This window comes from Luteimonas qiangzhengi (genome assembly GCF_039548515.1).
Taxonomy (GTDB): Bacteria; Pseudomonadota; Gammaproteobacteria; order Xanthomonadales; family Xanthomonadaceae; genus Luteimonas.
Genome location: NZ_JBCLVE010000006.1, coordinates 236,333 through 258,023, shown reverse-complemented (window position 1 = coordinate 258,023; position 21,691 = coordinate 236,333). Strand labels below are relative to the sequence as shown.

At 59.7% G+C, this 21,691-nt stretch carries 15 protein-coding genes; 5 read left to right on the top strand and 10 right to left on the bottom strand.

All coding sequences use genetic code 11. The annotated features are described in order from the left end of the window. Nucleotides 1-9: 9 nt before the first annotated feature. From WCE59_RS06485 to WCE59_RS06470, 4 genes are all read right to left on the bottom strand, one after another. Nucleotides 10-2,457, bottom strand: coding sequence for an acyltransferase family protein (locus WCE59_RS06485; RefSeq protein WP_343257904.1), 2,448 nt, complete (start codon nt 2,455-2,457; stop codon nt 10-12). An 87-nt stretch (nt 2,458-2,544) separates the two neighbouring features. Further along, nucleotides 2,545-3,171, bottom strand: coding sequence for a CoA transferase subunit B (locus tag WCE59_RS06480; RefSeq protein ID WP_343257903.1), 627 nt, complete (start codon nt 3,169-3,171; stop codon nt 2,545-2,547). Between the two features lie 10 nt (nt 3,172-3,181). After that, a complete protein-coding gene (locus tag WCE59_RS06475) occupies nt 3,182-3,934 on the bottom strand; it encodes a CoA transferase subunit A (protein ID WP_343257902.1) in 753 nt (250 codons plus the stop codon). 172 nt (nt 3,935-4,106) lie between these two features. Beyond that, on the bottom strand, nt 4,107-5,510 hold the full coding sequence (locus WCE59_RS06470; RefSeq protein WP_343257901.1) for a glycosyltransferase: 1,404 nt from the start codon (nt 5,508-5,510) through the stop codon (nt 4,107-4,109). Nucleotides 5,511-5,616: 106 nt separating this feature from the next. Between WCE59_RS06470 and WCE59_RS06465 the strand changes: the two genes are divergently transcribed. The 5 genes from WCE59_RS06465 to WCE59_RS06445 all read left to right on the top strand — a co-directional run bounded on the left by WCE59_RS06465 (nt 5,617) and on the right by WCE59_RS06445 (nt 10,957). Continuing rightward, the gene (locus tag WCE59_RS06465) at nt 5,617-6,699 is read left to right on the top strand and encodes an SIS domain-containing protein (RefSeq protein ID WP_449284121.1); all 1,083 of its coding nucleotides are present in this window, start codon (nt 5,617-5,619) and stop codon (nt 6,697-6,699) included. Between the two features lie 133 nt (nt 6,700-6,832). Then, the gene (locus WCE59_RS06460; protein ID WP_343257900.1) at nt 6,833-7,579 is read left to right on the top strand and encodes an electron transfer flavoprotein subunit beta/FixA family protein; all 747 of its coding nucleotides are present in this window, start codon (nt 6,833-6,835) and stop codon (nt 7,577-7,579) included. 85 nt (nt 7,580-7,664) lie between these two features. After that, on the top strand, nt 7,665-8,603 hold the full coding sequence (locus tag WCE59_RS06455) for an electron transfer flavoprotein subunit alpha/FixB family protein (RefSeq protein WP_343257899.1): 939 nt from the start codon (nt 7,665-7,667) through the stop codon (nt 8,601-8,603). Between the two features lie 14 nt (nt 8,604-8,617). Next, nucleotides 8,618-9,766 (top strand): non-hydrolyzing UDP-N-acetylglucosamine 2-epimerase, encoded by a 1,149-nt coding sequence (wecB, locus tag WCE59_RS06450; RefSeq protein WP_343257898.1) that lies wholly within the window; start codon nt 8,618-8,620, stop codon nt 9,764-9,766. A 24-nt stretch (nt 9,767-9,790) separates the two neighbouring features. Beyond that, nucleotides 9,791-10,957 (top strand): nucleotide sugar dehydrogenase, encoded by a 1,167-nt coding sequence (locus WCE59_RS06445; RefSeq protein ID WP_343257897.1) that lies wholly within the window; start codon nt 9,791-9,793, stop codon nt 10,955-10,957. A gap of 581 nt (nt 10,958-11,538) precedes the next feature. On the opposite strand, the gene WCE59_RS06440 is transcribed toward WCE59_RS06445, so the two are convergent. The 6 genes from WCE59_RS06440 to WCE59_RS06415 all read right to left on the bottom strand — a co-directional run bounded on the left by WCE59_RS06440 (nt 11,539) and on the right by WCE59_RS06415 (nt 21,603). Next, entirely contained in the window at nt 11,539-12,552 is a 1,014-nt protein-coding gene (locus WCE59_RS06440; RefSeq protein ID WP_343257895.1) for a DUF6395 domain-containing protein, read from the bottom strand. Between the two features lie 138 nt (nt 12,553-12,690). After that, nucleotides 12,691-15,618 (bottom strand): acyltransferase family protein, encoded by a 2,928-nt coding sequence (locus tag WCE59_RS06435; RefSeq protein ID WP_343257894.1) that lies wholly within the window; start codon nt 15,616-15,618, stop codon nt 12,691-12,693. Between the two features lie 30 nt (nt 15,619-15,648). Further along, nucleotides 15,649-16,152: a hypothetical protein gene (locus WCE59_RS06430; RefSeq protein ID WP_343257893.1), complete on the bottom strand. Its 504-nt coding sequence runs from the start codon at nt 16,150-16,152 to the stop codon at nt 15,649-15,651. A 10-nt stretch (nt 16,153-16,162) separates the two neighbouring features. Further along, the gene (locus tag WCE59_RS06425; RefSeq protein WP_343257928.1) at nt 16,163-17,440 is read right to left on the bottom strand and encodes a nucleotide sugar dehydrogenase; all 1,278 of its coding nucleotides are present in this window, start codon (nt 17,438-17,440) and stop codon (nt 16,163-16,165) included. A gap of 54 nt (nt 17,441-17,494) precedes the next feature. Next, the gene (locus WCE59_RS06420) at nt 17,495-19,807 is read right to left on the bottom strand and encodes a glycosyltransferase family 2 protein (protein WP_343257892.1); all 2,313 of its coding nucleotides are present in this window, start codon (nt 19,805-19,807) and stop codon (nt 17,495-17,497) included. Nucleotides 19,808-20,160: 353 nt separating this feature from the next. Then, nucleotides 20,161-21,603 (bottom strand): O-methyltransferase, encoded by a 1,443-nt coding sequence (locus tag WCE59_RS06415; RefSeq protein WP_343257891.1) that lies wholly within the window; start codon nt 21,601-21,603, stop codon nt 20,161-20,163. Between the last annotated feature and the right edge of the window lie 88 nt (nt 21,604-21,691).

Here is a 21,691-nt window from a genome sequence, read left to right as displayed (position 1 = left end):
TGTTCGAAATCACCGGTCCCGGGCCCTCAAAGTGCAGGCCCGTGGGCCGCGCGTTCCTGCCAGTTCCAGTCCGCCGTCCTCGTACGTCCCGTGAAGTTCCACTGGCCTCGTCGGATAATTTCCAGTCTGGTAGTGGCCCCTGAACCGGATCGTCGATCCTTCCAGCCGTCCCCGCCAAGCATCAAAATCCGACTCGCGACGCCGCCAATCACCACTGACCGCAATCATCTCGTGGCCGGCAACCTGCACTTCCATCGACCTTTCGAACGGCGGCGCGCTCCCGGCCGGGCCACATTCAAGTACGGCAGCAATGCGCCTCTCGACCGGAGTACCCGATGGAGGAAACGCGGACTCCCACAGTTCCCGGATTTCCTCCTGGATTCCCACCTCGCGCCGTGACCGCTCCATAAGCTCCGTGGGCGCTGGGGCCCGGAGACCCGGCAGTTCACGTTGCTCTCTTGGTGCCTGTTCTTCCATGACGGCAAGCAAAGCATTCTCCAGTTCCTCCTGGAGAGACAGGACATATGGAGTGGTGAGGTGGTGCCGATCCCGATACACGAGAGTCTTCCCGACAACTGGAGGGCAGTGCTCGTCGTTGCAGAAATAATTGGTCAGGTCGATGACATTGACGTTCCCCGGGGCCAGCGCAGCATCGAAGTCATCGGCCAGCACATCCGACCGCTGTGCCCCGCAGTGGGAAAGATCTCCGGATGCCCTGCTGACACAGTCGGAAACGTCATCCTGCATCCAAGGGTTGTCGCGGATGGCGGCTACCCGGATCCCTGCCTCGTTCAAGATCGCCCAAGGGGTGATGAACCTGTCCGGCGGGCGGTGATGGGGACCTGAATTAGCAGTCGTAAACACAAGATCCGGCCGGGCGTCTTCCACCAGGAACCGCATCGCGCCCTCCATGATCTTGTTGCAGCGTGACGCGCCGCCGGACCCCGGGAGGCGGCTCGGAATTTCGAAACGGCACATGCTCCATGTGGAATACACGATCCGCCAGTCATTGCGCTTGGCAATTTCTTCCAGGGCCGGTAGCCAGTGCTGCGAGTGGGATCCGCCAACCACTGCGATGGTCCTGACGTGGGCCTCGTTCTCCCCGTAAACGCACCAGGCAGCTTCGTCGGTGTTGAGACGGGCATGACAGCCGTCGCGAGAGGACCGCGGCAGGTCCCGTTTAACGGTCGCCAGGTCAGGGATGAACTCGCCAGGCTCAAGATCAGCTTGCCATTGGGCCGAACCGTCCAGCACGCGGGCTCCCGGGAATTCGTCCACCTCAACCGGGGTGGGCTCTTTTGGAAAGGCATGCCAGGTGAAAAGCCCCGCAAAGCCTACGAAAAGCGGCACTCCAAGCACTGTGATCGCGCGGCGGCGGGCTGGGAGTTCCTTTTTCCTTACTCTCAGGAACGGAGCCTCCACCCAGTTGCGGATCGCATAGGCCCCGATGACAGACACCAGGATGATCATCAGCCCCGGAACCAACGCGACCGACGTCACCTGCGCAACTTCGCGATAGACCACCAGCAAGGGCCAGTGCAACAGGTAGATCCCATAGGACACGGCGCCCAGGGACAGGAGCGGAGCCGATCCGAGCAGGCGCCCAACGGACCATCGCGCATCGGATCTGCCCCCAAAGAGGACGAGGATTGCCGCCAGCGTCGGCACCAGCGCAGCCGCGCCGGGGAACACCGAGCCAACCTGGAAGATCATTCCGACCAGCACGATCGCCAGCAGCCCCACCCATCCAAGCAGCGCAGGCAAGGACAGGTCGCGCCGCACATGGACAGCAAGCCCGAACAGGCCGCCGAGACAGAACTCCCAGACCCTGGCAAAGGTGTCGTAGTACGCCCACACCTGGTTGCCAAAGTAGGTCTGGTAGATTGAATAGCCCAGCGATACCGCGACGATCGCAAAATAGGCGGCCGCCAGCGTCGGTAACAGCTCGCGCGACAGCCACCGCGCCACCTGGATCGCAGCGAAGAACACGCATATCGAGATCAGGTAGAACTGGCCCTGAACACTCATCGCCCAGTAGTGCTGCACCGGACTTTGTTCGTTGTCCCGGTCCAAATAGTCGACAGCCTGGACCGCCAGCTGCCAATTCTCGACGTACAGGAAGGAGGCCAGAACCTCCCGCATGGTTTCGAAGTAACGTGCTTCGGGAAGGAACAGGAACGTCAGTGCGACGGTAAGGACCAGTACCAGCCCTGCGGCGGGCAGCAGCCGCAGCGCCAGCCCGGAGAGGAAGCCTTTCCATTGCAGGCGGCCGGATGTGTCGACTTTGTGCAGCAGGCTGAGGGTGATCAGGAAGCCTGACACCACGAAGAACACATCCACCCCGCCGGATACCCGCCCGAGGTAGATGTGATAAACCGCGACCAGCAACGCGGCGACCGCTCGCAACCCTTCAATGTGAGGGAAATAAAGCCGATTGGAGTCTTTCGGTTCCGCCATCGCGACCGCACTGCCCTTACCACCTGCAGCGCAGTGGTTCCTTTGTCATTGCTTTCAGCCTCGCGCGTTCGAGGCCCCGGCGGAATTCTACAGCAGCGGACAGCCGGTCTTTTCTCGCAGCTCGTCTTCGGTGACACCGGGGGCGAGTTCGACCAGTTTCAGGCCGTCTTCGGTCACGTCCAGCACGCCCAGGTCGGTGATGATGCGGCTCACCACGCCCACGCCGGTCAGCGGCAGGGTGCATTCCGGCAAGATCTTGTGACTGCCATCCTTCGCCACGTGCTCCATCAGCACGACGACGCGCTTGACGCCGGCCACCAGATCCATCGCCCCGCCCATGCCCTTGACCATCTTGCCGGGCACCATCCAGTTGGCCAGGTCACCTTTGCCGGTCACCTGCATGGCGCCGAGGATGGCCAGGTCGATGTGGCCGCCACGGATCATGGCGAAGGAGTCGTGGCTGCCAAAGTAGCTGGCGCCCTGCCGCGCAGTGACGGTCTGCTTACCGGCGTTAATGAGGTCGGCGTCGACCTCGTCTTCAGTCGGAAACGGACCAATACCGAGCAGGCCGTTTTCAGACTGCAGCCAAACGTCGACACCGTCCGGGATGTGGTTGGCCACCATGGTGGGCAGGCCGATGCCGAGGTTCACGTAGGCACCGTCGGTCAGTTCCTGTGCGGCGCGCTGCGCCATCTGGTCACGGGTCCAGGCCATGTCGTTCTCCTCAGTCGGCGCGCACGGTGCGCTGCTCGATCCGCTTTTCGGGGGTGGGGTTGTGGACGATGCGGTCCACGTAAATGCCCGGCAGGTGCACGTGGTCGGGGTCGAGTTCGCCGGTCTCCACGATCTCCTCCACCTCGACCACGCAGACGTTGCCGGCCATTGCGCAGGCCGGGTTGAAGTTGCGCGCGGTCTTGCGGAACACCAGGTTGCCGGCACGGTCGGCCTTCCACGCCTTCACCAACGCAATATCGGCTGTGAGGGCGGTTTCCAGCACGTAGTGCTTGCCGTCGAACTCGCGGGTTTCCTTGCCCTCGGCCACTACGGTGCCGTAGCCGGTGGCGGTGAAGAACGCTGGAATACCCGCGCCGCCGGCGCGCAACCGCTCGGCCAGCGTGCCCTGAGGGTTGAACTCGAGTTCGAGTTCGCCGCCCAGGAACTGGCGTTCGAACTCTTTGTTCTCGCCCACGTAGGACGAAATCATTTTTTTGATCTGGCGCGTTTCCAGCAGCTGGCCAAGGCCGAAACCGTCCACGCCGGCATTGTTGGAGATCGCGGTGAGGTCCTTCACGCCCGAATCGCGCAGCGCGGCGATCAGCGCCTCGGGAATACCGCACAGACCGAACCCGCCCACCGCCAGCGTCTGGCCATCGGCCACCACATCCGCCAACGCGGTCTTCGCATCCGGGAATACCTTGTCCCTGGGGTTGCCCTTCGCAGCGGCGGAATCGCCGGCCACGGCTGTCGCCTCAACCATCGTGCAGTCCTCGGAGAATTGCCTGCGTGCAAGTGTAGCGCGGGCGCCCTCGCCCGCTATCGGACCAACGGACAGTAGGAGCGCGCCACGCGCGCGAAGCCGTGTGACACCTGGCCCTCGGAATGGCTTCGGTTACCGCGTCGTATCCGACGCCTCACCGCGACGACGGAAGTCACGCGGTTTCGCGCGCATGGCGCGCTCCTACAACTTCCTGTAGCAGGGCATGCAGGCGGCGGGCGATGGACTGCCACTGGTACTGCTCCACGCCGGACTGATCGAGGCTGAAATGCGTGCTCCATTCACCCGTCCGCTTGATTTCCACCAGTCGCGCAAGGCTCACCGCAATCGCTGCGGCGCCGTTGCCGCTCACCACACCACGCCGATGTCTCTGCACCAGGCGCGCGGCCACGTCTTCCTCGTTGTCGCCCAGGTGCAGGATCGGCCGGCCCGCACCGAGGTATTCGTAGACCTTGCCCGGCACGTGCACGGGGTCGTCGTTGGCAATGTTGACCAGCACATCGACCGAGCGCTGCAAAGAAACCGCCTGCGCATGCGGGACGAAACCCAGCAGACGGAGTTGTTGCGGGTGCGAGTCCAGCAACGGCAGCAGCCACTCCGGGGCCCGGCTGGTCGCGATGTTCAATCGGGCCCCAGGGCTGGCAAGCACAGCATCCACCAGCGAGCGTGGCTCGCGGAACTGGTAGAAACTGCCGGTGTACAGAAGTTCCAGGCGGCCGGGGTCGAATTCGAACGCGGCCGGCTCGGGCACTTGCGCGCCATCGTAGCCCTGGGTCAGCACCTCGAACCGGGATTCCGGCACGCCATGGCGATCGGCCAGCAGGAGCTTCGCTGCCTCCGTGGTGACCGTGACACGGTCAGCATGGGCGCAGGTCCAACTCTCCACATCAAAGGAGCCCTTCCGCCAACGTTCCGGCGTATAGAAGGAGAGCACCGGATCGCCAAGGTCCGCCACCCATGGGAACCCCCGCTCCTTCGCCACCCGGCCCAACCGGAGCGACGTAGCCGGCTCGTGTGAACTGATCACCACATCCGGTTGCAGGCTGTCCAACAGCTGCTCAAGCTCCCGGCGGGCGGATGGCTCCCAGCGACCCCGCTCGTCGGGAAAGGTGAAGCGCCGGATCAGCTTGTTGAGCTGATCCACGGTACGTCCCTTCCAGTTCAGTCTCGATTCTGCGGCACCCGAGCTGATCGCCCCCGTACCGGGCTGCGCCGCGCCGTCCCCCGCTTTGTTCGATATGGCATCGGACGTCCCGGCCTCGTGTTCTGATCTACCCCGCAGCCGTCGCCACCGTCTGGACAGAGCAATGATCCCAGCGACACCCCCGGGCCATGCACGGTGCACGATGGCTCCGGGCGGAGGCTGGGTCGAAGTCAGTGGCCACCAGTTTTCCGCGGTCAGTACGTGGACTTCCGTGCCCAGCTCCAGCAATTCGCGCACCAAAAACGCCCAGCGCAACGACTGTGGCGATGGGCTGGGCGGGAATTCATAGGCGATCAACAACACACGCAAAGCACTATCCGACGTCGTGGGCCGCGCCGATGATGGCATGGCCATTGCTCCTCGGCATCTTCCAGATACCCTGCTCTGCGTCACACTCTGTAAAATCCCCTGCCTTACCGTTGCGCGCCCAATCCCGGCCCATACGCCCGGGGCCGAACTTATGGACAAGTCCTTGGACACCAATCGCACCGTTTCGCTGCCACCGACGCACGACAGTGCCGAAAAGTCATTGATGTACGCCGAAGCAGCGGCAGCTCCAGGACTGATTGCAGGGCAACTGGAGAAAAACGCCTCCAACTTGCAGTCCCTTGGAGCCGAGCTCCGCAAAACTCCGCCCCGCTACGTACTCACCTGTGGCCGCGGCAGCTCCTCCAACGCGGCCACCTACGCGAGGTACCTGCTGGGGAGCGAGCTGGGGATGGTCGCGACACCGATGCCTCCGGCCATTGCATCGGTGTATCAAAGCCGTCGCAATATGGAGGGCGCACTGTTCATTGCCATTTCGCAATCCGGACAGAGCCCTGACATTCTGGAAAATGCCCGCTCAGCAAAAGAAGGCGGGGCGCGCGTGCTGGCACTGGTCAACCACGAGGATTCGCCCTTGGCGGAACTGGCCGATGCGGTGATTCCGATGCAGGTCGGCGTGGAAAGCAGCGTCGCGGCCACGAAAACCTACCTGGCCTCACTCTCCGCCCTGTTGCAGCTCACCGCCTACTGGAAGAACGACCGCTTGATGCTCCAGACGCTGGAGGCCCTGCCGGAGGCGATGAGCGCTGCCTGGACCGCCGATTGGAGCCCCCTCAGGGAAGGACTCCGTGAAGAGCGCAGCTTACTGGTCGTCGGTCGTGGCGTTGGCCTGGCAACAGCCCTTGAAGCCGCGCTGAAGCTGAAGGAAACCTGCGGTCTCCACGCCGAGGCCTACAGCGCGGCGGAAATCAAACACGGCCCGATGGCGCTGGCTGCCAATGCGGTCCCCCTCCTGCTGTTTTCCCAGCCGGATCAGACCGAGTCCGGCTCAACCGCACTCGCCGCAGAGCTCAGGTCCAAGGGTTGCAGGATGTGGACGACAGGTCTGGACGCCGAAACAGGCCCCCACTTGCTGCCTTCGGTCCGCACGCCCCCGCTGCTTGCGCCGTTCGTCCAGAACCTCAGTTTCTACCGGATGGTCAACGCGCTGTCCTTTGATCGCGGCTACCACCCGGACAGGCCTCCGAACCTGAGCAAGGTCACCCACACGCTGTAACCGGACTCACCCAGGGTTCCAGCGACGGTCAATGCCGGTCATTCGCATACTTCACCAGCCCCCGGTAAAATCGTGGGAATTTCCCCTACCGCCTGCCTTGGGCAGACCGGCAACGTCAAGGAACCCCCGATCGATGAAAATCCTCGTCGGCTACAAGCGCGTGGTGGACTTCAATGTCCGCATCCAGGTCAAGCCGGACGGCTCCGGTGTCGTGACCGATGGCGTGAAGCTTTCGCCCAACCCCTTCGATGAAATCGCGCTGGAAGAAGCACTGCGCCTGCGCGACAGCGGCGTCGCCACCGAGGTGGTGGTCGCCACCATCGCCCCCGCCAACGCCCAGCCGCACCTGCGCAACGGCCTGGCCATGGGCGCCAACCGCGCCATCCACGTGGTCGCGGACGAAGAAATCCAGCCGCTCACCGCCGCTCGCACCTTCCTCAAGCTGATCGAGAAGGAACAGCCCGACCTGGTGATCCTGGGCAAGCAGGCCATCGACGACGACGCCAACCAGACCGGCCAGATGCTGGCAACGATCTGGGGCCGCCCGCAGGCCACATTCGCCAGCAAGCTGGTGATCGCCGACGGCAAGGCCACCGTGACCCGCGAGGTCGACGCCGGCCTGGAAACGCTGGAAGTGGACCTGCCCGCCGTGGTCACCACCGACCTGCGCCTGAACGAGCCGCGCTTCATCAAGCTGCCGGACATCATGAAGGCCAAGAGCAAGCCGCTGGAAACCATCGCCTTCGCCGACTTGGGCGTGGAAGAGAGCCAGGGTCTGAAGACCAGCAGCTACGCAGCACCGCCCAAGCGCAGCAAGGGCGTAATGGTCAAGGACGCCGCCGAACTGGTCGCCGCCCTCAAGGAAAAAGGCCTCCTCTGACACATTATTCCGTGGACGCGCCCTCCCTGTAGGAGCGCGTCATACGCGCGAAACCGCGTGACCTGGAAGACCCAAGGAAAACCCCATGCCCAACGTCCTCATCATCGCAGAGCACCACGAAGGCAAGCTCAACAGCTCAACCGCCAAGTGCGTCGCCGCCGCCAAAGCGCTGAACCCCGACGCTATTGATATCGTCGTGCTTGCCGCAGACCCCGCCGCCGTTGCCACCGACGCCGCAAAAATCGACGGCGTACGCAAAGTGCTGGCCGTGGCCAATCCGGCCAACGCTCACCCGATCGCCCAGGTGCTGGCTCCGCAGATCGTCAAACTGGCCGAAGGCTACAGCCACGTCTTTGGCCCTTCCACCACCTTCGGCAAGGACCTGATGCCGGTGGTTGCCGCCCTGCTTGGCACCGCCCAGGTGTCGGACGTGATGACGGTTGAATCCAGCCACGCCTTCACCCGTCCGATCTACGCAGGCAACGCCGTGATCACCGTGGAAGCACCGGCAGATCAGACCGTTGTCGCCACCGTGCGCACCGCCTCCTGGCGGGAAACCGGCACCGGTGGAAACGCCGAAGTTGAAGCAGTCACCGTCGATGCCGAACTGCCCACCCACACGCGCTTCGTGGACCTCGCCGCCGGCGCCACCGACCGCCCAGACCTGCAGAGCGCCAAGCGCGTGGTTTCCGGCGGCCGGGGCGTGGGATCGGAAGAGAACTTCAAAATCATCTTCGACTTCGCAGACAAGCTCGGCGCCGCCGTGGGCGCCTCCCGCGCGGCGGTGGATGCCGGCTACGTGCCGAACGAAATGCAGGTTGGCCAAACCGGAAAGATCATCGCGCCGGAGCTGTACATCGCCATCGGCATCAGCGGCGCCATCCAGCACATCACCGGCATCAAGGACGCCGGCACCATCGTGGCGATCAACAAGGATGCGGATTCGGCGATCTTCGAGATCGCGGACATCGGGCTGGTGGGGGACCTGTTCAAGGTGTTGCCGGAGTTGGAAGCGGCTCTTTGAAACACCGGAAGGTCATGGTTGTCTTTGGCACCCGGCCGGAGGCCATCAAGATGGCGCCCGTCATCAAAGCGTTTCGCGCTCGGCCGGGCGTCCAGACCCTGGTGGCGGTGACCGCCCAACACCGCCAGATGCTCGACCAGGTTCTGGAGCTGTTCGGCATCGTTCCGGATGACGACCTGGACCTGATGCGAACCAATCAGGACTTGCCCGACCTGTTCTCCCGCATCCTCATCGGCTTGTCGGAAGTGATCTCACGACGCAAGCCGGATCTTGTACTGGTACACGGTGATACCAGCACCACCCTGGCCGCCGCGATGGCTGCGTTCTATGCCCGCGTCCCCGTGGGTCATGTCGAGGCCGGACTTCGCACCGGCAACATGGAAGCGCCCTGGCCGGAAGAAATGAATCGGCGCCTCGTCACCCCGCTGGCGCAGCTGCACTTCGCTCCTACCATCGGCGCCCGCGCCAACCTTCTGGCCGAGGGAGTTGAGGAAGCCCGGATCCATGTAACCGGTAACACCGTGGTCGACGCCCTGCTGCAGTCGGTCGCACGGATCCAGGGTGATCAGGGGCTATCAGCCCAACTGGACTCCACCCTCCCCTCCTTCGCGCCGTCCCGGCGCCTGGTCCTGGTTACCGGTCACCGCCGCGAGAGCTTTGGCGAGGGTTTCGAAAACATCTGCCGTGCGCTGGGCGGGATTGCCGAACTGGACGATGTGGAAGTTGTCTATCCCGTCCATCTCAACCCGAACGTGCAGGAACCCGTACAGCGCCTGCTGGGCGATCGGCCCAACGTGCATCTCATCGCACCGCTCGACTATCTGCCCTTTGTCCAGTTGATGCGGCGCGCCGACTTGATCATCACCGACTCGGGCGGCATCCAGGAAGAGGCTCCCTCGCTGGGGAAGCCGGTACTGGTGATGCGCGATGTCAGTGAGCGCCCCGAAGCCGTGAGCGCCGGCACCGCGCGGCTGGTTGGCACCGATCCCGACAGGATCCATGACGCTGCCCTGGAGCTGCTGGGGTCCACGAACAAATATGCTGCCATGGCCAACGCCCGCAACCCGTATGGCGATGGAATGGCGGCAATCCGCATCGTGGAACACATCGAAGCCGGCTGGACTGCGGGCGCCCCATCGGCCGCCCCGACCGGCATCAACTGAATGAGCGAACGGACACAAGACGCAATGAAGATCGCAATCGCCGGAACCGGATACGTCGGCCTCTCCAATGCCATCCTGCTTGCGCAGCACAACCAGGTGACAGCGCTTGATATCAACCCCGACAAGGTCGATCAGATCAACCGCGGGGAATCGCCGATCAAGGATCGGGACATCGAGCATTTCCTCAAGTCCGTTCCGCTGGAACTCCGCGCCACCACCGATGCTCCAGCGGCGTTTGCAGACGCCGAGCTGGTGATCGTAGCCACGCCCACGGACTACGACGAAAAGACCAACTACTTCAACACAAGCTCGGTGGAGAGCGTCATTGCTGCCGCCCTCGGGATCAATCCGGACATCGTGGTGGTGATCAAATCCACCGTACCGGTGGGCTACACCGCTTCGCTGCGCGAACGTTTCAACACGCAGAACATCCTGTTCTCACCGGAATTCCTGCGCGAAGGCCAGGCCCTGCACGATAACCTCCGCCCCAGCCGCATCATCGTGGGCGAGCGCTCCGAGCGCGCCCAGCGCATTGCTGAACTGTTTCGCCAGGGCGCCGCCAGCAAGGATGCGCCCATCGTCCTCACCGACTCGACGGAGGCCGAGGCTATCAAGCTGTTCGCCAATACCTACCTCGCAATGCGGGTGGCGTATTTCAACGAACTGGACAGCTACGCCGTGGCGCACAACCTGGATACCCGCTCTATCATCGACGGCGTGTGCTTGGATTCGCGCGTGGGAAACCACTACAACAACCCATCGTTCGGATACGGCGGCTACTGCCTGCCCAAGGACACCAAGCAGCTGCTGGCCAACTACGAGAACGTGCCCCAGAACCTGATCCAGGCCATCGTCCAGTCGAACTCGACACGAAAGGATTTCGTCGCCGAGGAGATTCTGAAACGCAAGCCTTCAACGGTTGGCGTTTACCGCTTGATTATGAAGGCCGGTTCAGACAACTTCCGCACCTCGAGCATCCAGGGGATCATGAAGCGGATCAAGGCGAAGGGTATCGAGGTGGTGGTGTACGAGCCGGAACTTGAACAGGATGAGTTCTATCACTCTAAAGTGATCCACGACCTCCCAGAGTTCAAACGGACGAGTGATGTGATCGTCGCAAATCGGCGGGATTCACAGCTGGGTGATGTAATAGCCAAGGTATATACACGCGACCTTTTTGGCGATAACTAAATTTTGATCGAACCTGCGGCTTCGGTCGAGATCGGCCAGCCTCCCGGAAAGTAAACACAGACCTTTTGCTGTCCTCCGGCCCTTGGCGTGCGCAGAATCCGATTGTTGGATCAAAGCACCTTTCAGGAAACCCCAAACGCTGGGCTATAAACACCCCGCCTTGCGCTCGAATAGCGAACCCCACCAGCCCCCTTTGCGCATAAAAAGAGTATTTCTCCTCTGTGGACCACCGAGCCAGCGACACTACTACTGACCAGTTGTCGTACTTGTTGGACGGGATGGCGGCCCTTCCCCACTAGAACCTCTTCCGTCATTGCTGTCATACGCTTCGCGCAGCCCCCAGATCGGGGACTGGCACTCAGCAAAAGGCGATCGCCTCAGCTGCGCCCATACCTACTTGGACGTGCTCCACCCACTACTTAATATCCTTGGCGGAAGGTCGGGCTGGTCTCCTGCCTTGGGAAAAGCACTCTACGGGGATGATTCCCCGCGCCCCTCGATATCCGGCGAGACACTAACTGGTGCCTTCTGCTCGCCATCGCCAAGAGCTTCGGTTAAAAATATTCACAGAATGAAAGCACTCATCCCTTCACAGGAACATAGGCTGACCATTCAGTCAGCGCCCCCATATCCGACAACTCTTCAATACCAAAACTGGAAATGCGCTCAGCCAAGTACCCACGCAACTGCTCCGGCATCAGCTCCAGAGACTTTGAGTACCACTTGTCTACCCAACTATAATTTTTATCCACGCATTCTAAGCGCGGATGTACAAGCCCACAATGGTCACGCGCCCAAAGGAGAGACCCAAGCACGGGAATCCATTCCTTATTGAGAGCTCTCTCTGTCTCAGGATTGCTCGAAATCGGCGCCCCGGAGATCGCCATCTTTCGGTAACACTTCAGGCATTGCAGGCAGGGAGATCCGTTGACCCCCCGCATGCAACCCATCGCGTACTTATATCCACGAGCAATCTTGGTGGTGCTAACTTCCGTCAGTCCGCTACACGGCATACAGTAATTCAGGCCCACGGCCCGGAAAGCCTCCTGCATCGACCTGTAATTACGTTCAAAGTATGCAGTGCCATGTCCATGGCGAGTCCTTAGATATGCGAACTCAAGTATGTTTCCGTCGCCGATAGTATCCAACCCCAGGTGCTCTGCGAGCAGAACTGCAGTAACAGTAAACCCTGCGGCACCAAAGAAACCGCGGCGCTTCCCAAACACTGTCGGCAGCTGATCGTAGTTACTTACGACAGCCAGCCCTGACACCTCTTCCACGGATAAGAGCGCATTTTCAATCTTGTGCAGTCCAGAGGGTTTTGCAACTTGGGTATAGACCGCTATCGGATCCGGCAAGAGACGCATTGCAGCTGCGGAGTCTACGCCACCGGAAAACGCTATCGCGACTTTGTTTCCCGGCACCTCACAAGAGCTAACTACATTAACTTTTTCTCCGAAAGGAGTGAACAGAATATATTCCGCCAGTGAGAGCAATGGCGATGACGGTATCGTGAAGCCCTCTGGCATACGCCAGTAGAGCTCTAGTTTTCCACGAGTGAACGTAAGAGTACCGTCTTCGACCTTCCAGCTCATACCTACTCCGAAATAAGGAACTATCTATGTGGCAGGGCGCCGCTGCCGACTCTCTCAGCATCGATCCCGTTTAGCCTGTAAGGCGGGAGCGCGAAAACAGCAAAAGGCCTACACAGCCTAGGACGCTGCCTTGCAATGCTATAGTGCGCTCGCCGCTAAACGCAGCTTTTCTGCCAGTTCATCACCAAGACTTTCAGCAAACGTAGCAGTTACGTGATGTGAATCACGCCAGATTAAGATGCCGTCCACCACGGGCTTACAGTGCTCACCTGTACAGATATGGTCGTTTAGCGTAACTGTTGCTGCCCCCGCCCTAACCGCCGCAGCGACCAGCGGGTCTTTGCGAGCCAACAGAGGGGCAGACTTTCTGCTGCATCCCTCAAACGTCGCCCCCACCCCTGCCAGGCATTCTGGAACATTGATGCCCAGCCGCGGCGTGTCCGCAAGGATTATTGGGACAACCCCAAAACCCTGTATTTTTTTGATGTATCGAGTGTACGCATTAACCAATGGCTCAAAGCTTTCTTCACGCCTAAGACCAGCCACTTGATACGCAACGGACTGCGAAACAAGAATATAATCGGGCCGCTCCTTCTCGATACGGTCCAGTAACCTTTCACCCCACCGGCGACACGAGACATATTCTTGCCCCGACACTCCCCCCCTGACCATGAGGTCTGAAAACGAACAGGCAGACTTAGTGAAACTTTGTATTTTCCAGCCCAAACCTTCCGCCGCGAGCTTATAGGCAGGCAACCATTGAGCAGCATGTGAGTCTCCCGCGACGAACATTCGCACGGATGCACCAGCCGGGCCCATGGTGCACGCAGCTGGCTCATCGGTGCGTTGATCGACATGACATCCCTCGTCATAAGCTGCTGGAACGTCTCCTTTCACCGCCACCAGTGACGGCGTGAATGACCCCAAGCAAGATTCCACCGTTGGGCATGGTCGAGCGGTTGCCATCGCGACGGCAGGATGCCGCCCGTTATCCGCGACCTCCAAGCCAAAGTCCGCGACGCTGATTTCTCGAACCAGTGGAGACAAATCCCGACTGAGCTCCCCCGCCAAGGTGCGCGAAAATGTTGCAGTCATATGATGAGCGTCTCGCCAAACGAGAACATTGCCCACCACCGGAGAACAAACTTCAGGCCCGCACAGCACGTCGGAATAATCAAGCAACCGGACGCCTGGGAACCGTCCGGCCGCGATTTTCAGAGGGTCAATCTGAGGCAACGCCCTCACGCGCGGCCGAGAACAACTTTCCAATGAACCCCCAGCCCCGCTCAAACAGTCGGGCACATCGGTGCTGAAAGACGGAGTATCGGCAATGGCGTACACATGAATTCCTGCCTTATCCAGCTGTCTCCATGTATACGTCAGGCTATCCGCTATCGCATCCGCGCTCTCTTGACGATCCTTTTTCATACTCGCGAGCGAATACTGTGAATGCGCAAAAATTACCGCATCTGGCTTAAGCGCGAGTAGCTGCTGAATTACGTTGCGCGACCATGCCAGACAAGAAATATGCTGATCACGCTCTAACCCCTCTACGGTCAGATCAACCACCGCGCATGCTGATTTTGTAAACGCAGTAACCCTCAGGTCACCGTGATTCGCCAGAAACTGCAGTGCAGGAATCCAATGAACTGCGTGACTGTCTCCAACAATCACCACATGTCGGGCTGCGTCACTACTTCCATACCTGCACTCCCGCACGGCCGTCTCGGTCAGCCCGGCAATGCAGCCATCCTCGTATGAATCTCCCCTGTCATGCTTTGCTCTTAGTATTTCTGGAATATATGGGACATTCGCCGGCGCGGGGATTCCGTGGGTACGACTCAAAGCTCCCGGGTAGTTGACAACATCCAGCCGTTCAGGCGCGGTATAACTGTACGAAGCATGTCGACCGACCTGAAAATTGATGGCCGCCCAACAGATAATAGGGAGTGCGATACACATTACCGCAAATACAAACGGCTTCCACCACGCACCACTCGCAAATTCAGGTGCACGGAATTGATCTTCCACTAATTCTTTAGTTTGGTGCGCCAAGGCAAGGGAGATGGACGCAATCACCACCCCATCGACTAAACCAACTTCTCGAGCGGCAATATAGGCATAGAAGACAACTACCGGCCAGTGCCACAAATAAAGCGAATACGACAGGTCGCCTATATACTGAAACGGTTTACTCTTTAAAATCGAGAAAACCGACCAAACGCTCCTCGAGTCTCCAGAGACGATGAGCAGGGCAGCGCCGACTGTTGGCAGCGCGGCTGCATAGCCGGGGAAAACCGTCTCGCCACTGAACGCCATTACGGCGGCGACGACCATTACCAAACCGATAATACCGAGAAGTCGTCGCACAAATTCAGGGATGCGCTCCCAGCCGGTAAACACCGCCAACGCGCCACCTAGTGCCAGCTCCCAGGCTCGGGTGGTAGTGGCAAAATAGGCTAGCCCAGGATTCTTGGGCGTTATGTAGATCGAGTAAACAAGTGATGCGAGGCCGATCACGACAACGGCGACCCCAAAGGTTCGCCTCGGGCCGAAACGCTGAAGCAAGCCGAATGCGCCGAGCACCGAAAATATCAGTGGCCAGGCAATATAGTACTGCTCCTCTACCGAAAGAGACCAGAAGTGTTGCAGCGGGCTTGGAGCAGCCTCTGCCGCAAGGTAGTCGACGGCTTTCGCTGCGAGCCACCAATTCTCAACGTAGAGGGCACTCGCTGCGATCTCATTTGCCGTATCTGCCCAACGCAGAATCGGTAGCAGTGACACGCACGTTCCCACGGCGACCAGCACCAGCGTCGCGGCGGGAAGCAGTCTTTTGATGCGCTTTGCGTAGAAATCCAGTACCTGGATCCTTCCCGTGCGCTCAACCTGCCGCAGGAGCAGCCCGGTAATGAGGAAGCCGGAGACTACAAAGAATACGTCAACACCGACGTACCCACCCGGAAGGATCGAAGGCCAAAGATGGAATATGAGAACTGCAATAACCGCAATCGCCCGGACACCTTGGATCTCCGGGCGAAAGGTGCGTGTTCCCTCCGTAACGTTCAATGCGTGATTCCCCCTGTGGCTCACTCCGGCTTACGGATTAGTCACCGGCTGCGTCAGATAGACTGACGACGTAGCCTCTACGTTTGCCAGTTTGGAGTGCGCTTCGCGAGTCCTTACCAGCACCCGTACCGGTTCACCTCCATTGTAGGTGTAGCTCAGCCGGATGCCGTTCTCATCACCGAAGCTGTGGCCTGGAACGAACCCAGCCGACTCGAGGATGTCCGCAGATATATCCGCCGCCGCCTGGTCGTCCGCACCCAGCATCTCGACGAAGACCTGCCTCTCCTGACCACCCTCACGCGCGTCGCGGATGCGGTCGAACCGGAACGCGCCGGGGCCCTTTTCAACGAGCTGCGCGGCAAACACCTCGAGGTGGTCAATAGTTGCCAATGGCTCCTGCACCCCCGGCTCTTGCGACTCTACCCCCGGCACCGGTTTCGATGCTTGGCCATTGGTGGCTCCCTGCGGGGGTTTATCGAAGCCACATGCGGAAAGTGCCAAAGCGATTATCGCGAGAGTTCCAATGCGAATCATAACGGTCTCCTTACAGTCGATGTACATTTTGTGAGACTGGCAGAACGCCCTTCACATCGAACACAACTCCGCCGGGCTTTAGTAGCGAATTCGGGTCGAATCCGGAGTCAGGCAGAAACTGGGAGTGCGCGACCGCCAAGATGACAGCATCGTACGTGGCGGCTGCGGGCTTACCGGCAAGTTGGACGTCATATTCCCGTCTGGCTTCTTCCGGATCGACCCATGGATCGTATACATCGATCTGCGCGTTGGTCTCCTGCAAGTCGCGGAGCACGTCAACCACCTTCGTGTTGCGCAGGTCCGGGCAGTTCTCCTTGAAGGCCAGACCAAGTACAAGGATGCGCGAATCGACGATATTCAAGCGGACCTTAGCCATCAGGCGCAGTACACGGTTGGCAACGTGCGGGCCTATTTCATCATTGATACGACGGGCGGCCAGAATAAGTTCAGGGTTGTACCCGAGCATTGCCGCCTTGTGCGCGAGGTAGTACGGATCCACACCAATGCAGTGTCCGCCGACAAGACCCGGCCGGAACTTCATAAAGTTCCACTTGGTTTCTGCTGCCGCCAATACTTCATGGGTATCAATACCCACGCGGTGAAAAATCATGGCCAACTCGTTCATCAGAGCGATGTTGACATCGCGCTGGGTATTTTCGATCACTTTGGAAGCCTCGGCCACGCGGATCGAACTCGCCTTGTGGGTACCGGCCTCGATGATCAGCCCATAGAGGGAATCAACGAAATCGGCCACCTCTGACGTTGAGCCGGACGTGACCTTCATGATCTTGGTGACGGTGCGCTCCTTATCACCGGGGTTGATCCGCTCCGGGCTGTAGCCACAATAGAAGTCCTTGTTGAATTTCAGTCCCGAAGCCTCCTCCAGGACCGGGACGCAGACCTCCTCGGTGACGCCGGGGTATACCGTTGATTCGTAAATAACAATGTCGCCCTGCTTGAGGACCGACCCGATTGCGGCGCTCGATTTCAGCAAGGGATCAAAGTCTGGACGGCGCGCAGTATCGATTGGCGTTGGAACCGTAATGATATATACGTTGCATTTCGAGATGTCCTGTATTTTGTCCGTGTAGCTGAGACCAGGTGTGGCGGCGAGATACTCGCCGGACACCTCCAAGGTGCGATCGACGCCAGACGCCAGCTCACTAATTCGTTCGGCATTGATGTCATACCCGATGACATTCATCTTCCGCCCGAATGCCGCCGCCAAAGGGAGCCCCACGTATCCGAGGCCAATTACTGCAAGGCGCGTATCTTCAATGGATCTCATCATCTTTTTTATTATCTGCGGGGATAGATACGGGATATTTATTTCCGGAACAGTTCACACCGGAGCAACTGTCTTGATAAAGCACTCAAGGCTGCTCGTTCCATCAAGCTGCCTGACGGTAGCAGAACGATAATGATGTTCCAGCTCCGTTGATGAATAGATCTCGGAAAGAACAGCAGGAACTTCCCCGAGGGAACAGCAAAGCATCCGGCCCAGCAGGTGGTCCCAGCCCTCATCGCCGATCACGATACACCCGGATGCTGCAGCCTCCATTGCATGTCGCAGATGAGCCACGTTGCGCGGCGCCGCTCCATGCAGTAGCAGTACATCAACTTGCGCGTAGTAGATGTCTTCTGGCTGCGTGCCAACTTCTACCCTCCAGCCTGGAGACCATGCGATGGTGCGTGCCACGCCCTCAACCGCAGGGCTGACAAAAAGGGACAGGCATTCAATCGCCGCGGAATTCAAGCCTGCCAGACCCGGGGAAAGAAATTCTACATCCTGCTCGTCGAGCACGATACGCCCCAAACGAACGGGCCGGACTGCGTCTGAGAGCGGACGAGGCGCACGCCAAAGCTGACGCGTGCCGGGGATGACCCAGTTGCGTGGGATGATCCTCCGCGCTGCGCTCAGCGGAGTCCTCCAAGTCCCTAGCTGGATATCGTCCATCACCCATACCGCTTCCCGTCCGAAGACGCGGTAAGCATGCTCCTCCACGTCGGCTGGAGAATAGGTCCAACCCGCAACGCTCCGACCTTGCGACGTACCTTCCGGAAGAACGAGCACACGGTTCGCGGCGGCAGCGACCTTCATGGATGCGGCGAACTGGAGTGAGGAGGGATCCCGGATCACCACTGTCTCTACTTCGGCGTCATCTGTGATCAGGACCTCTCCCACCACACCGGTTGAGATCAGCCGCTGCAACTCAGGAACATAGGGCTCAACCTCCGCGACAAGCGGATACAGGAACGACTCCATGTGCATGACCGCCACCTTGCGACCCGCTTCTACAAGCTGCACCAATTCGTCCAAGAAGGACGGCGGCTGCTCTGCTGTAGCGCGGAGATCGAGGACATACATCACGTCCCACTGTCGCCGCCGCTGCACTTCCTCACACTTCTGATCCACTACGAACCTGACGGGGCGAACGCGTTGCGCTCCGTCGCCGTCCCGCCCTACATATAGTGGCAGCCCGGCGGCGATGCGCTGTGTGTGATGCCATTGATAGGCCAAACGGTACGTCAAGCGTGAAGGATGCCGCCAGCCAGGCTTGAACTCGTCCCGTGAAAGGGACCCCACGCGCAGCCGAATAAGAGCAAGATGCTCCTGGAGCGTGCGATGTGAGTCGCGGCCGAAGTGCTGGCGCATGCGAAGTGCATATTCGGTATCCGCACCTTTTCTTGATTGATCGTAATAGCCGATCGAAGCCATGACTTCATTGCGCCGAAACATGAGGGATGAAGCGTTTTCACGCGATGGGGAAACCCCCGGAAGAGTAAAAACCAGATCATCGTCAGCGCGAAGGGCCCTGCTGGAGCACGAGACCAGTTCGGGACTGTCAACCAGCAGCCGAGCCTGGCGTTCAATCCTTTCCGGGTGCGCCCAGTCATCGCTGTCATGCACGGTAAAGAACTCACCGCTGGCCTCGTCAAGCGCCCGGTTGCGGGCCAGGTATGTCCCTCCATTTCGAGGCATACGGACGAGGCGGGCCCGCGGGTCGCTCGCAACCACCGAGCGAAGCAATGGAAGGAACTCCGGAGGCGAGTTGTCGTCCATGACAAGGATCTCCAGATTCCTCCATGACTGGTTCTGGATGGAGCGAAATGCGGTCACCAATCCGTCGTCAGGACACCAGGCCGTCAACGCCACGGTAATTTTAGGACCGCCTTCAACAGGGCTGACCCGGGTTGTATTCAGGCGATCAAACGCACGGCCAGGCTGCGGCAGGAGAGTCATTCTGACGGCGGTCTCCCTTTCGGTAAATCTATTCACGGCAGCCAGCCACGTACTTTCATCGGATCCATTCGCCAGAGCAGGATTGAGCATATCCGCCGTCATGGCCACGTGCTCGATTGGATCAAGCTTGAATTCGCGTAATCCCCGCTTCACCGCTGGCCGGTCGGAAAACTGAAACGCGAGATCCAGATACAACTTTCCGTGCGGCTTCCTGAACACGGAGGCGCTTCGATGGGCAAGCACTCTCTGATACAGAGCTAATGCGACCCGACGATCAGTGGGCCGAAGGTTCTGCAAAGCAACAACGCGTGCCAGAATCATCAAGGGCAATGCCGGCAGGCGGGCAAGAATAGAGTCAACCTGCGGGTTCAGAGCCCCATCCACACAGTACCTGAGCAGCGCGTTACGCAATCCACTCCAAGTGAGAGTGCGCTGAGTTACATGGGCCGCGAGCAACTCCCGCGCGTCAATCGAGGCCGTTCGAAGGACACTACGGTGCAGCCGTCGCAAACCATCCTTCGATGCGAGAGCCTCCAGGTAATTTTCGACACTGGGAGGATAGACCGCGAGAGCTAATTCCGTTGAGCGGCTTCCAACACCTCTGCCTTTGGCAAAGCTCCCCACGGGCCCATTGGAAATCCCGCCAAGGTCTCTGCGCACCGCCCTGTTGGCCCCCAGCTTTGAAACCCTATTCACGCCTTCGCACCTTCATTCTCAAGCTGATTCAGTTAGCAGTAGAGGGCCCAGGAAGCGGGAGAGATGGACTATCCGGCTTTCTGCGGATCCCATTCCATCACCGAGGTCCGGGGGCCCACAGCCCGACTTGGCCCAAGCTGTGGGAAGCTGGATTGCCAGCGTTCAATAATCTGACTTTCGTCCTTGCGATCGGTATCGTCCAGCACGATAAGCGCGCCGGCTCTGAGGCTGTGAGCCATCACTGGGAGCGCTGGATAACGTGCCAAGGGGCCTGTAGCTTCCGGTGGCCCATCAACCAGCAGAAAATCGACCCCAGCAAGATCGGACACTGCGCTGGGATCGTACCACTTGACTTCCTCGCCCCCCACCTCGAAATCCAGAAGCGGGGCGCACCTTACCTCAGCGATTTCTTCCAGTTTCTGCTCACCCAGGGCTTCACGAGTCAATTGCGCGTAGTCACCCAAATGGTCGAGGGTCACAAGCCGGCCACTGCCAATCTGCCGCAGGGCCGCCGCCAACCAGACAGTGGAGGTGCCGCTGCCGCATTCCACTATCAGACGTGGCTTCCTGCTCACCACTAGTTGCAGCAGTGACAGCATCGAAACCGGATCCATGGCCCACCCATCAAGAAGCGGATACGGCGGCTTCATTGGCACCAGTTCCCTCAGCTGGGACAGTGCCTCAAGAGATTGGGATACTTCCCGCTTCGTCCTGTCCTGCTTGCGCATCAGTGCTGAACTTGTCTGTGACAAAGACTTGTCAAGCTGTTTTGTACCGCCCCGCATTTCCTCCATCAGCTTCAAAAGCAGGTCTGGAGACTTCTCCATCCCTGCCAGCACAATCTCAAGTTGCCCCGACAATTGCTTAGCGACTCTTTTGCCGGCATTGCTTTGCTCCCGCAGATTCTCAATAATCTGTCGCGAATCTTCACCACCCACGCTCCGCACGTCGTCGAGGAGCGCCGAGGCCTTCTTGACCTCAGCAACTATGATTTCGAGCCGCCCGAGCACGTCTGACGCTGACCGGCGCTGTTCATTGAACCACTCCTTTTGGTGGTCCAAAGAAGCCGTCACGCGAGTCCATTCCGCGTGGCTTTCACGGTATGCGCGCAAAACGAGCCTCTGTGTGTCGTCATTGGCACATTTATTTGCTTCTATTACTTCATCCAGCTGCCTGCCGAGTGCCTCCTGCTCCCGAACAGCTGTCATCCCCTGTAAAGCCACGCGGCTGTGCAATTTAAGTTGAGATTCTCTGATGCGGTCCACGCGCAAACGATTTTCGTAGCACTGTTCCAATATTTCGTCGCGCGCCGAAGCCTGGGACAGCTCTGCTTGGTCAAGGCGAAAACGGACGCCCCACATCAATCCAATAACCACCAAAACCCAAGCCCCGACGCCGACCATGGCGATCGCGGGCTGCGCGATCACCACTCCAGCGATGAGAAGCCCGCCCCCAGCCAACACCAGCGCAACTAAAACCGCCTTACGCAGTAGTGAGGTCTTGTTACTCATTCAGTCTTCTCCAGCTCGAGTTTTGTACGGTCAAACGTCGTATCTGCGAAATCTCGCAGAATCCGTTGGGATTGGGGGCTTCAAAAAA